The organism is Microvirga sp. M2 (assembly GCF_047497095.1).
Taxonomy (GTDB): domain Bacteria; phylum Pseudomonadota; class Alphaproteobacteria; order Rhizobiales; family Beijerinckiaceae; genus Microvirga.
This window is the reverse complement of the sequence record NZ_CP134063.1, coordinates 3,150,050-3,161,997: the sequence shown is the minus strand read 5'-3', so window position 1 is coordinate 3,161,997 and position 11,948 is coordinate 3,150,050. Positions and strand designations below refer to the sequence as shown.

General features: G+C 65.2%; 10 protein-coding genes. 5 read left to right on the top strand and 5 right to left on the bottom strand.

Annotated features, from left to right (window positions below; all coding sequences use genetic code 11):
* Positions 1–104: 104 nt before the first annotated feature.
* The 3 genes from RE429_RS15015 to RE429_RS15005 all read right to left on the bottom strand — a co-directional run bounded on the left by RE429_RS15015 (position 105) and on the right by RE429_RS15005 (position 3,375).
* Positions 105–1,211, bottom strand: coding sequence for an HlyD family secretion protein (locus RE429_RS15015; protein ID WP_414471536.1), 1,107 nt, complete (start codon positions 1,209–1,211; stop codon positions 105–107).
* Positions 1,212–1,232: 21 nt separating this feature from the next.
* Positions 1,233–2,804 (bottom strand): MFS transporter, encoded by a 1,572-nt coding sequence (locus RE429_RS15010; protein ID WP_414474215.1) that lies wholly within the window; start codon positions 2,802–2,804, stop codon positions 1,233–1,235.
* Positions 2,805–2,958: 154 nt separating this feature from the next.
* The gene (locus RE429_RS15005) at positions 2,959–3,375 is read right to left on the bottom strand and encodes a MarR family winged helix-turn-helix transcriptional regulator (protein ID WP_414471535.1); all 417 of its coding nucleotides are present in this window, start codon (positions 3,373–3,375) and stop codon (positions 2,959–2,961) included.
* A 238-nt stretch (positions 3,376–3,613) separates the two neighbouring features.
* On the opposite strand from RE429_RS15005, the gene RE429_RS15000 reads away from it, so the two are divergent.
* Genes RE429_RS15000 through RE429_RS14990 form a run of 3 tightly spaced genes read left to right on the top strand, consistent with a single transcriptional unit; the run spans position 3,614 to position 6,488 of the window.
* Positions 3,614–4,783 (top strand): ABC transporter ATP-binding protein, encoded by a 1,170-nt coding sequence (locus RE429_RS15000; RefSeq protein ID WP_414471534.1) that lies wholly within the window; start codon positions 3,614–3,616, stop codon positions 4,781–4,783.
* Between the two features lie 2 nt (positions 4,784–4,785).
* On the top strand, positions 4,786–5,691 hold the full coding sequence (locus tag RE429_RS14995; RefSeq protein ID WP_414471533.1) for an ABC transporter permease: 906 nt from the start codon (positions 4,786–4,788) through the stop codon (positions 5,689–5,691).
* The gene (locus RE429_RS14990) at positions 5,688–6,488 is read left to right on the top strand and encodes an ABC transporter permease (protein WP_414471532.1); all 801 of its coding nucleotides are present in this window, start codon (positions 5,688–5,690) and stop codon (positions 6,486–6,488) included. Before RE429_RS14995 ends, RE429_RS14990 begins: the two co-directional genes overlap by 4 nt.
* Before the next feature lie 218 nt (positions 6,489–6,706).
* Here RE429_RS14990 and RE429_RS14985 read toward each other — a convergent pair whose 3' ends face one another.
* On the bottom strand, positions 6,707–8,506 hold the full coding sequence (locus tag RE429_RS14985) for an AsmA-like C-terminal region-containing protein (RefSeq protein WP_414471531.1): 1,800 nt from the start codon (positions 8,504–8,506) through the stop codon (positions 6,707–6,709).
* A gap of 198 nt (positions 8,507–8,704) precedes the next feature.
* On the opposite strand from RE429_RS14985, the gene RE429_RS14980 reads away from it, so the two are divergent.
* Positions 8,705–9,415, top strand: coding sequence for a CoA transferase subunit A (locus tag RE429_RS14980; RefSeq protein WP_414471530.1), 711 nt, complete (start codon positions 8,705–8,707; stop codon positions 9,413–9,415).
* On the top strand, positions 9,415–10,074 hold the full coding sequence (locus tag RE429_RS14975; protein WP_414471529.1) for a 3-oxoacid CoA-transferase subunit B: 660 nt from the start codon (positions 9,415–9,417) through the stop codon (positions 10,072–10,074). The genes RE429_RS14980 and RE429_RS14975 overlap by 1 nt, the downstream gene beginning before the upstream one ends.
* A 126-nt stretch (positions 10,075–10,200) precedes the next feature.
* Here RE429_RS14975 and RE429_RS14970 read toward each other — a convergent pair whose 3' ends face one another.
* A complete protein-coding gene (locus tag RE429_RS14970) occupies positions 10,201–11,910 on the bottom strand; it encodes an ABC transporter permease (RefSeq protein ID WP_414471528.1) in 1,710 nt (569 codons plus the stop codon).
* Between the last annotated feature and the right edge of the window lie 38 nt (positions 11,911–11,948).

The window sequence follows — 11,948 nt, the reverse complement described above, 5'->3', positions numbered from 1 at the left end:
CGATGCAGGCAAAGGGTTGTTCCCGGGCGATCGCCTTGAAAGGCACCAAAAACTCGGCCCGATGCCCTGATCTCTTGCGTGGCGGTTCGCCCCCGTGAACCGCCTTACTGTTCCGAAACCTGGGCCGGCGGCGCGGCTGTCGGAGCAGTCCCGGTGGAGGACACATCGGAGGCTGCGGCCGAGGTGTCGGCGCTCACGATCACCGACATGCCGGGCGCGAGGCTCCCGGCGAGGGGCTGATTCGGATCGATGGCGATGCGAACCGGTACGCGCTGGGCCACCTTCGTGAAGTTGCCGGTGGCATTGTCGGCCCTGAGCACGCTGAATTCCGAGCCGGCCGCCGGCGAGAAGCGCTCGATATGGCCGGTGAGCTCGGCATGCTGGAGGGCGTCCACCGTGAAGGTGACGGGCTGGCCGACGGTCATCCCGGCAAGCTGCGTTTCCTTGAAATTGGCGATGACCCAGGTCTTCTCCGGCACGAGAGCCATGAGCTGCGTTCCGGCCGCCACGTACTGGCCCACGCGCGCGCCGACTTCGCCGAGACGGCCGTCCTGCGGAGCGACGATGCGGGTGTTCTGAAGATCGATCTCGGCCAGATGAACCGCGGCCTCCGCGCTCTGGACGGCCGCTTCGAGGGCCTGGCGGTTGACGAGGGTCGAGGCCAGATCCTGGCGCGCCACCTCCTCGGCTGCATCGGCCTGATGCAGGGCCGCCGTCGCCTGATCGAGAGAGGCGCGCGCCTGATCGGCCTGGCTCTGGGTCGTCACGCCGCGTTCCAGCAGCGGCTCGATGCGCTTCCAGTTCGCGTCCGCCGCCGTCAGGGCGGCCCGCGTGCTGTCGACCTGGGCTTTGCTCGAGGCAATGCGGGCTTCGTCCGACCGGCGCTTCTGCTCCGAATTGGCGAGCGCCGCCTGCTGGCTGGCGAGCGTCGCTTTCGCCTGCTGCAGCTTCTGCTCAAAGATCCGGTCGTCGATCGTCACCAGCACCTGTCCGGCCTTCACATGCTGGAAATCCTGCACGGCCACCTCGGCGAGATAACCCGCGAGCTGGGGACTGATGATCGTGACCTGCCCGCGCACATAGGCATTGTCGGTGGTCTGCACCGTGCCCGTGAAGGGCGGGAGGCGCCACGCGTAGAGAACCAGAAAGACCCCGGCGATGCCAAGGATCAGGGCGGCAATGGAGGCGGCGGATCGAAACAGTTTGAGCATAGGTGTCAATCGGGACGGCCGTTAGCCGGCAGAGGGTTGAGGGGCAGGAGGAGAAAGCCGCCTGCCGATGGAGAGGATCGCGATGTGGAGCGCCAGGATCGCCAGGGCGACGCTGGACAGGACGGAGATCACCAGGAAGACGTCGTTGTAGGCCAGGACATAGGCCTCCTTCGTCGCCTGCTGGCTCAGCAGCGCCAAGCCTTCTGCATTCAGAAGCGACTTGTCGGTCAGGACCCGGCCATAGGCTCCGGAGAGCTGGCTGATGCGCTGGGCGACGACGGGATTGGTCAGCGTGATGTGCTCGACCAGGGCCGCGGAGTGGAACTTCTCGCGCCAGGTCACGAAGGTGCCGAGCACCGCCGAGCCGAGCGCGCCGCCGAGGCTTTGGGTCGCCAGAAAGACGACGATGAAGCTTAGGATGTAGTTCGGCCCTTTCTGCAGCGCCGACACCATTCCGGCGGCCATGGCGGGCGGCAGAAAGAGCGTGCCGGCCGCCGCGATGAGCGCCTGGCTGACATACATCTCCTCCGGTCGGGTCAGATTGGTGGCCTGGCTGTCCATGTAGGCGCCGATCACCAGGAAGCAGAGAGCGACCATGTGGAACAGGGGTTCGCGCCCCGGCTTGAGGAACGCCGCGCAGGCGACGCCGCCGGCTATGCCGCCGGCCAGGATGACCCAGGCGAGGGTACCCAGCTGCTCGTTCTGCAGGCCCAGAGCCTGGAAGAATGCGTAGGCGCCGCTGGTCTGCTCCGACAGGGCGAACCGGAACAGCAGAAGGACGCCCGCGAGGTGGAGCGTCTGCTTGCTGGTGAGCCAGCGGATGTCGAGGAACGGGCTTTCCCGGTTGAGTTCGATGAGAACGGCGATGGTCAGGGCCGCGATCGCGCATGCGAACATGACGCCGAGCCAGGGAACCTCGACCCACCAGTAGAACCGCCCGACTGTCAGGCCCATGGCCGCCAGACCGAATCCGAGGGCCAGGAAGATGTAGCTGACGAAGTCGAGCCAATGCAGCACCTTGGCGCGGGGAGGAGCCGTCAGCGGCAGCGTATACACTCCCGCGAAGGCCATCATGGCCAGTCCGGCCTCCAGCAGATAGAGGCCGTGCCACTGGCCGATTTCGAGCAGGCCCGGGGCGACCAGGCGCGCGATGGGAGCGCCGAGGGTCGTGTTCGTCAGCGCGAGGCTGAGGCCGAGGCCGAGCTTCTTCGCCGGGGGCAGGGGCTCGAGCATGTAGAAGAATGCGAGCGACGACATCGGGGAGGCGACGATGCCGCTGAAGAAGCGGACGATCAGCGCCGATTGCATGTCGCTGACGAAAAGATGCATCGCGGCCACGAGCACGAAGCCCAGGATGCCGAGCTCGGCGAAGCGGCGCAGTCCGTACTGGTTGCGCACCTTGATGAGGATGACGGAGAGGCTGACATTGGGCGCCAGATACGCGGCGACCAGCCACATGGATTCGTTCGTCGTCGCACCGAGGCTGCCCTGGATCTGCGGCAAGTTGGCCGTGATCAGGTTCATTCCCAGGCCCTGTGTCAGAGACAGGAGCACCGACGTGATGAAGTAGAGGGCAGCCCGATGGGCCGGCATGGGAGCAGGCGCCGCCGGTGGGGAGGGCGGTGCCTGCGGCTCCTGACGCTCGGCAGGATCCGGCGGGGGCACGGCCTCGGAGTCCTTGGCGTCAGGCAACGAAGGATCGAACCTGCGATCGCTGGGAACCGCTGTCATGGGAGTTGCACCACCATCAGCTCGCGGCTTCGATGTTCCGAGACATGGCGTGGAACACGCGGATGGCCGCCTTCAGGTCGGCATCGCTGACATCCTTCAGGACGTCGCTGCGGAAGTCTCTGACAAGGCCATCGACGTGAGCGGCCTGCTCCTGGCCCGCCGGGGTCAGGGCGATCTGCTTTGCCCGCCGGTCTCCATCGACGGGCTGGCGCTCGATCAGGCCTTGCTTTTCCAGCCCGTCGAGAAGGGGAACCAGGGTCGGTCCCTCGATCTCCAGGGCGTCCGCAAGCTCCGTCTGGGTCATGCAGTCTTTCTTGCCGAGGAACATCAGCGTGCGGGCACGGGGCAGGGTCAGTCCCTCGGCGCGGACCCGGGCGTCGAACAGGGTCCGCATCTTCCGGCTGACCTTCCACAGTTCCTCTGAAAACGTCATCTTCGCCGTCATGGCTGCGCTTCGTTAGGGGGCATATTGATAGGGTGCTAATAATATGTACACTCTATAAACCTTCGTCGGTTCGATTTCAAGCTCCCGGGTGCGGCTTTGCGGCCGGCGGCGCACCGCCCGGCGCGGGTCCGAGTGGTGAAAATCCGGTGTTTAAGTTGTTGTTCTTGCGCGCCGAACATCATAGCTTGCGCGGATCTTTCCAACCAAAGGCCGAAGTACAAACATCTTGCCTCCTCCAGTCCGCCAATCCGCTTCCGTCGGCGCCGTGCGCCGCACCTTCGCTCCCTGGGCCGATCCCGATGCCAAGCCGCTGATCCGCTTCGAGAACGTGACGAAGCGCTTCGGCGACGCCGTGGCGGTGGATCACCTGACGCTGAACATCTTCGAAGGCGAGTTCTTCTGCCTGCTCGGCCCCTCGGGCTGCGGCAAGACGACCCTGATGCGAATGCTCGCGGGTTTCGAGTTCCCGACCGAGGGCGTCATCACCCTGGCGGGTCAGAGCCTGGAAGGCGTGCCTCCCTATCGCCGTCCCGTGAACATGATGTTCCAGTCCTATGCGCTCTTTCCCCACATGAGCGTTGAGAAGAACATCGCCTTCGGCCTGAAGCAGGACGGATTGTCCAAATCCGAGATCGCCGACCGGGTGGGCGAGATGCTGCGCCTCGTGCAGCTGGAAAAGCTCGCCCGGCGCTACCCGAGCCAGCTGTCCGGCGGCCAGCGTCAGCGCGTCGCGCTCGCCCGCGCGCTCGCGAAACGGCCGAAGGTTCTCCTGCTCGACGAGCCGCTCGGCGCTCTCGACAAGAAGCTGCGTGAGGAGACGCAGTTCGAGCTGATGGACATCCAGCACGAGCTCGGCATGACCTTCGTGGTGGTGACCCACGATCAGGAGGAGGCGATGACCATGGCCGACCGCATCGCGGTCATGGACCATGGCCGCATCGTTCAGGTGGCGACGCCGGGAGAGATCTACGAACAGCCCAAGACGCGCTTCATCGCGGAATTCGTCGGCGACGTGAACATTCTGGAAGGCCATGTGCAGGGGCACGAGAATGGCCTCTGGCGCGTGAAATCGCCTTCCGCGGACATGCCGCTGACCATCGACGATCCCGACGAGGTGCTGCATGCCGGTCAGGCGGTCGCCATCGCGGTGCGGCCCGAGAAAATGACCGTCCGGCGCGAGAAGCCGGGCCCCGAGGCCGTGAACGTGCTCACCGGCGAAATCTGGGATATCGGCTATCTCGGAGACTGGACCGTCTACCGGATCCGTCTCGCGACCGGCGAGATCCTGCGCGTCTCCTGCGCGAACGTCTCCCGCTTCGTGGAGAACCCCATCGATTGGGACGAGCAGGTCTATGTCACGTTCGCGCCGGCTGCGGCGGTCATTCTGGCGGAATAGCCATGAATGAGCGTTCCCTCACCAAGCGGCTGACCGCAGGCCTGGTGCCCGCCGTGCCCTATCTCTGGCTCGGCGTGTTCTTCCTCGTGCCCTTCCTGATCGTGTTCAAGATCAGCCTGTCGGATCCGGCCGTCGCCCAGCCTCCCTACAAACCGATCTTCGAATGGAGCGACATCACGGGCTTCTTCAGCGCGCTCGATCTCGAGAATTTCGAGATGCTGACGCAGGACGATCTCTATTTCCGGGCGACGCTGTCGTCCGTCCGCATCGCCGCGATCTCGACGGTTCTTTTGCTGCTCGTCGGGTTTCCCATCGCCTATGGGATGGCGCGGGCTCCGGAGCGGCATCGCTCGCTTCTGGTGGCCCTCGTCATTCTGCCGTTCTGGACGAGCTTCCTGATCCGCATCTATGCCTGGATCGCGATCCTGAAGCCCGAGGGCCTGCTCACGCAGGCGCTCACGGGCATCGGGCTCATCTCCGAGCCCCTCGAGATCCTCAACACGGAATGGGCGGTCTATATCGGCATCGTCTATGCCTATCTGCCCTTCATGGTGCTGCCGCTCTACGCCACGCTGGAGAAGATGGACGACACGCTGCTGGAGGCGGCGCTCGATCTCGGCTCGCCTCCATGGCGTTCCTTCTGGACGATCACGGTGCCGCTCGCCATGCCGGGCATCATCGCCGGATCTCTTCTCTGCTTCATTCCGGCAGTGGGCGAGTTCGTGATCCCGGATCTGCTCGGCGGTTCCGAAACGCTCATGATCGGACGCCAGCTCTGGAGCGAATTCTTCTCGAATCGCGACTGGCCGCTGGCCTCTTCCGTCGCCATCCTGCTCCTCATCATTCTCGTCGTGCCCATCGTGATCTATCGCGATGTCGAGGCGCGGCGCATGGAGGCGCGGCCATGACCCGGCGCCTGAGCGTCTTCAACGTCACGTCGCTGGTTCTGGGCTTCGCGTTCCTTTACCTGCCGATCCTGCTGCTCGTCATCTACTCGTTCAACGGGTCGCGGCTCGTGACCGTGTGGGGCGGCTTCTCGACGCAATGGTACGGGGCGCTGTTCCGCAACGAAGCCCTCATGGGGGCGGCCTGGGTCACACTCCGGATCGGGCTGTTGTCAGCCAGCATGGCGACGGTGCTCGGCACCCTCGCGGCGCTGGCGCTGACGCGTTACGGACGCTTTCCGGGGCGAACGCTGTTCACGGGCATGATCTACGCGCCCATGGTCATGCCGGAGGTCATCACCGGCCTGTCGCTGTTGCTGTTCTTCGTGGCCGTCGATCTCGACCGCGGTTTCTGGACCGTCACGCTCGCCCACACCACGCTCACCATGTGCTTCGTCACGGTTGTGGTTCAGGCGCGTCTTGCGACCTTCGACCGCTCGCTGGAAGAGGCCGCGATGGATCTCGGCGCGCCTCCGCTGCGCACCTTCTTCGCCGTGACGCTGCCGTTGATCGCTCCCTCCATCGTGGCGGGCTTCCTGCTCGCCTTCACCCTGTCGCTCGACGATCTCGTGATCGCGAGCTTCAACACGGGGCCGGGCGCGACGACGCTTCCGATCAAGATCTACAGCCAGGTCCGTCTCGGTCTCTCTCCGGAGATCAATGCGGCCTCGACGATCCTGATCGGCCTTGTGACGCTCGGCGTGATCTCGGCGACCCTGATCAGCAAGCGCTCGGCCTTGCGCTCCCGGCGCGAGGCTTAGAGCATCGTACGCAAAAGTGGGAACCGGTTTTGCGTGGAAAGATGCTCAAGCAAAGAGAGCATCGGACGTGAAAAGTGGGAACCGGTTTTACGTGGAAAGCTGCTCAAGCAAAGAGAGCATCGGACGTGAAAAGTGGGAGCCGCTTTCGCGTGGAAAGATGCTCAGGCAAAGAAAGCATCGGACGTGAAAAGTGGGAGCCGCTTTCGCGCGAAAGGTGCTCAGTGAGCGGCGGCCTCCGGCGCCAGCCGGTCGGCGGGCGCGTGGATCGGGAGCAGGGGCTTCGCGGCGCCCGATCTCTCGATGAGGGAACGGGCGTCGGGCATGACGTTGATATCGTCCCATCCGCCATCGATGTCGAATGCGAGGGCGGAGGATGGGGAGGCGGTGGATGAAACCTCCGCCTTCAGGTTGAGCGTGCGGTCCACCATCAGCACCTCGCCCTTGAGCTCGGCGGTCAGGTCGGCGGATTTGAGCTTGCCTTCCATGACTTCGCCGATGCCGTCCTGCACGACGATCTGCGCCTGGGCCTCCTTGAACGGAGTCCGGCCGCCCTTCCAGTTGAGGGACGCGAGAAGGGGATGCTTCTCCACGCGCTTCAGGGCGTCGCCCAGGGCGATGCCGACGAGTTCGCCGTCGCGCACGGTGATCGTGGAGCGCCCCTGAGCCTGCCGGACTACGTCGACCGGGTTCTTGCCCCGGCCCTCGAAGGCGAATTGCCCCTGCGCCTGCCCGGTGATCCAGCGCGGTTCCCCGATGCTGCTCAGGAACGGAGCGATCTCGATTCCCGTGAAGGTGCCCTGGCTCTTGAACTCGGTGACCCCGTCGGCGGAGGCGAGCGAAAGGCGGCCCTTCAGGCTGCCGTCGTGAAAGCCCGCGCGACTGATCGAGGCTTCGATTTCCCCGGGGCGGACGAGAACGCTGGCCGCCATGTCCTCGACGCGCAGCTTGCCCAGATGGGCGGAGGATGCCGACAGGCGCAGATCGAGATCGCTGCCGGTCACGCCGGCGAGGTCGAGGGGGTCCTCGCTCCAGCTTCCCGACGAGGTGCGGGCCTGCGCGAAGGGCGCGAAGAGGTCGGTCAGATCCAGGTCGTCCGCCGCCAGGGTTCCCGTGATCACGGGGCGCTCCGTGTCGAAATGAACCGCCATGGTCCCTTCCAGCTTGTCATCGCCGAGTTTCACCGTGGCGGAGGGCCAGGAGAGGCGGCGGCGGTCGAAGGAGAAGTCCCCTCTGACGGAAAAGGCCCGGACGAGTGGCCCGAAGGGCAACTTTACGCCGCTCCAGCGGGCGAAGTCCCGCACGGATCGTGCTTCGATGCCGCCTTCGCCGGTCATCCCCGGATTGATGCCGAGCTGAGCGTCGCCTTGCAGGTTCAGGCGGGCGGATTGAGCGGCGATCGCCAACCTGACCGGGCTGATGCCGCCGGAGGCGAGGCGGTCGGGATGAATGGAGGCTTCCGAGAGGATCACCCGCTCCCCACGCCATGTGGCGTTGCCGTAAGCCGTCAGCGGCTCGTTCTCGCCCACCCAGCGGATCACGAGCTCCGCAACGTCGAGATCGGCGTTCCTCAGGTCGGTCCACTGGATCTTGGTGTGATTGAGGACCAGGCGCCGGGCATGCAGCGCACGAGAGCGGCTTTTGAACGCATCGCCCCAATTCAGACCCTGAAGCGCCTGGGCGGAGGCCGTGATCCTGCTGTCGCTCAGGTCGAAGTCGGACAGTTCGACCCGGCCGAACAGGAGAGGGAGAATCCGGATCTCGCCGCGCAGGGTTCCGCCTTCGGCCTTCAGCGCCTGATCGGGGAAACGCAGCGTCACGTCCTCGAACTTGACCCGCGGGATCGGCAGGATCGCGAAGGTGCTGCGGCCGTTCGCCGTCAGGTCCAGTCCGTAGCGCTCCCTCATATGCTCGGAGAGGGCGGACGACAGGCCGTTCTCCCTCAGGGTCCAGGGAGCGGCCGCTGCTCCGACGAGGGCAAGGGCGAACAGCGCGATGAGGAGGGTGACGCGGCGGGACATGGCTTTGTAGTGTTTAACCTTGTGCTCCGTCCCGCAAGGGCTGAGAAATACCCGTTCTGTGGGCGGCGGGGCGAATAAGCAATTGATCTCATATATCCATAGGAAGGGATTGTCTAAATTGAGGCCAGATTGCACCGTATCGGCTTATATCGTTGCAATGATGCGAGGGGATAGGGATATGCCCGGGAGGAAGCGTTCATGAACAAGGTTTACAGCGATGCGCGTGCCGCGCTGGCTGGTCTGGTGAAGGATGGGATGACCATCATGGCCGGCGGCTTCGGCCTGTGCGGCATTCCGGAGACCCTCATCGAGGCGATCCGGGACTCGGGGGCCAAGGACCTCACCTTCATTTCCAACAATGCCGGCATCGACGGGGTCGGACTGGGACGCCTCCTGGAGACCCGCCAGATCCGCAAGATGATCAGTTCCTATGTGGGCGAGAACAAGCTCTTCGCCCAACAGTTCCTGTCCGGCGAACTCGAGCTCGAGTTCAACCCGCAAGGCACGCTCGCCGAGCGCATCCGGGCCGGCGGCGCGGGCATCCCGGCCTTCTACACCCGGACCGGCGTCGGCACCCTGATCGCCGAGGGCAAGGAAGTGCGCGAGTTCAACGGCGAGACATACGTCATGGAGACGGGGTTGTTCGCCGACATCTCCGTGGTTCATGCCTTCAAGGGCGACACGGAAGGCAACCTCGTCTATCGCAAGACCGCCCGCAACTTCAATCCGATGATGGCCACCGCCTCGCGCATGACCGTCGCCGAGGTGGAGCATCTCGTGCCCGCCGGCGAGATCGATCCGGATTGCATCCACACGCCGGGCATCTTCGTCAAACGCCTGGTGCATGTGCAAAATCCGGTCAAACACATCGAGCAACGCACCACCCGCAAGCGCGAGGAGACCGTCTGATGCCTTGGACCCGTGACCAGATGGCGGCCCGCGCCGCGAAGGAGCTGCGCGACGGCTTTTACGTCAATCTCGGCATCGGCATTCCGACGCTGGTGTCGAACTACATCCCTGCAGGGGTCCACGTGCAGCTCCAGTCGGAGAACGGCATGCTCGGCATGGGCCCGTTCCCGTATGAGGGCGAGGAGGATGCCGACCTGATCAATGCCGGCAAGCAGACGATCACCGAGCTGCCGACGACGAGCTATTTCTCCTCGGCCGATTCCTTCGGGATGATCCGCGGCGGCCATATCGACCTGTCGATCCTAGGGGCCATGCAGGTGGCGGAGAACGGCGATCTCGCGAACTGGATGATCCCGGGCAAGATGGTCAAGGGCATGGGCGGGGCCATGGACCTGGTGGCGGGCGTCAAGCGCGTCGTCGTGGTGATGGAGCACGTCGCCAAGGCCAAGGACGGGACGGAGGAGCCGAAGCTCCTGCGGGACTGCACGCTGCCGCTGACGGGCGCGGGCGTCGTCGATCTGGTGATCACCGATCTCGGCGTGTTTTCCATCGACAAGAAGGGCGGCACCGGCATGAGCCTGATCGAGCTCGCCGACGGCGTCACCGTCGACGAGATCAAGGCCAAGACCCAGGCCGAGTTCAAGATCGCCCTCGCATGAGAACCGAAGCCCGCCGGAACCGGCGGGCTGGCGCATCGTGCGGCCCTTGAGGTCCGCACGATGCGCTCATCTCGTCCGATGCTCCATGCGCCTATCGCGAAGCGGCCTTTCGGCCGCTTCTTTTTTTCAGGAGCCCGAGGTCTCCGGCGCCTTCGGGCGCGCTTCCGCGCTGCGCACCAGCTGGATCACGGGCAGCAGGCCGATGAGGACGATGACGAGCGCTGCGAGCGATCCGTCTTCGAAGCGTCCGCGCGACGCATAGGTATAGACCTGGGTGGCGAGAGTTTCCGTGTTGAGCGGGCGGAGCAGCAGGGTGGCCGGCAATTCCTTGATGCAATCCACGAAGATCAGCAGGGCCGCGCTCGCGAGAGCCGGACGCATGAGCGGAACCTGAATCCGCCAGACCATTTCCCGGCGCGACGAGCCGAGCGTGCGGGCGGCATCCTCGAGGCTCGGCGAGACGCGATCGAGGCCGGCCGAGAGCGAGCCCGTCGCAATCGACAGGAACCGCAGCACATAGGCGATGATGATGCCGCCCGCGGTGCCCATGAGAAGCAGCCCCAGACGCTCGCCGGTGAAGCTGCGCCACACCATGCCGATCACGCCGTCGATCTTCACCAGCGGCGTCATGAGCCCGAGCGCGAGCACCGTGCCGGGCACCGTATAGCCCAATCCGGCCACGAACAGCGTGCTCGTCGTCAGGAAGGATTTCGAGATACGCGCGGCGGAAACGAGCAGGGTGGCGAGCGCCAGGACCGCGAGCGTCGCGGTCACCGACAGGCCGACCGTCGTGAGGAGGTGCTGGAGAAACTCCTCGTCGAATTGCGAGACGAGGCTGCCGCGCAGGATCTCCCGCACCAGGAAGGCGAGGGGAAGGACGAAGCCGAGGAAAACCGGAATGGCGCAGAGGACGCTCGCCAGCCATGCGCGTCCGCCCGAGAGAGGCGCCGGGTGCACGACGCGCGAGCGCTTCGCGGACGTGGCATAGCGCCGGTCCCTGCGCCCATAGCGCTCGATCAGGATCAGCCCGACGACGATGGCCAGCATCACGCAGGCGATCTGCGCCGCGCCCGGGAGGCTGCCGCGATTGAGCCAGGTGTTGTAGACCGAAACGGTGAGGGTGCGGACCCCGAGATACTCGCTGGCGCCGATGTCGTTGAGGGCTTCGAGGAGCGCGAGAGACAGGCCGACCGCGAGGGCCGGGCGGGCAAGCGGCAGCGCGATGACGCGAAACAGCTTCAGGCGGCTTGCCCCGAGAACCCGCGCGACTTCCAGCATGCTCGCGCTCTGCGTCAGGAACATCGCGCGAGCGGCGATGTAGACATAAGGGTAAAGCACGGCGGACATCACGATGATGCAGCCGTAGAGGGAGCGGACCTCGGGAAACCAGTAATCGGAGCGGGACTTCCAGCCCATCACGTCGCGCAGGGCCATCTGCACGAGGCCGGCGGAGTCGAAAAGCTCCACATAAATGTAGGCCGTGATGTAGGTGGGCACCGCGAGGGGCAGGGGCAGGAGCCATACGAGGATATTGCGGCCGGGAAAACGATGCGCCGTGACGAGCCAGGCGGAGGTGATGCCCATGGAGCCCGCGACGAGACCGATGCCGGCCAGAAGGGCGAGCGTGTCGACGATGCTCGACGGCAGCACGTTCCGAATGAGATGAGGCCAGATCTCCGCGTCGCCCTGCGCGGCGATTCCGACGAGCGCAGCGATCGGCATGAGCACGAGCAGCCCCACCGCGGCCACGGCGGCGGAGAGCCACCACGGGATGCGCTTGACCGCCCGCCAGGTGGCCGGGCGAAACAGGAGGCGGGATTCGGCGGTCGCTTTCAATGTGAAATGGCGCTGCCGTCGCCGGCAGCGCCTCCTGC

Coding starts and splice junctions, on each gene's coding strand:
- RE429_RS15015 (WP_414471536.1), bottom strand. CDS start 1,211: ATGCTCAAACTGTTTCGATCCGCCGCCTCCATTGCCGCCCTGATCCTT.
- RE429_RS15010 (WP_414474215.1), bottom strand. CDS start 2,804: ATGCCGGCCCATCGGGCTGCCCTCTACTTCATCACGTCGGTGCTCCTG.
- RE429_RS15005 (WP_414471535.1), bottom strand. CDS start 3,375: ATGACGTTTTCAGAGGAACTGTGGAAGGTCAGCCGGAAGATGCGGACC.
- RE429_RS14995 (WP_414471533.1), top strand. CDS start 4,786: ATGAATGAGCGTTCCCTCACCAAGCGGCTGACCGCAGGCCTGGTGCCC.
- RE429_RS14990 (WP_414471532.1), top strand. CDS start 5,688: ATGACCCGGCGCCTGAGCGTCTTCAACGTCACGTCGCTGGTTCTGGGC.
- RE429_RS14985 (WP_414471531.1), bottom strand. CDS start 8,506: ATGTCCCGCCGCGTCACCCTCCTCATCGCGCTGTTCGCCCTTGCCCTC.
- RE429_RS14980 (WP_414471530.1), top strand. CDS start 8,705: ATGAACAAGGTTTACAGCGATGCGCGTGCCGCGCTGGCTGGTCTGGTG.
- RE429_RS14975 (WP_414471529.1), top strand. CDS start 9,415: ATGCCTTGGACCCGTGACCAGATGGCGGCCCGCGCCGCGAAGGAGCTG.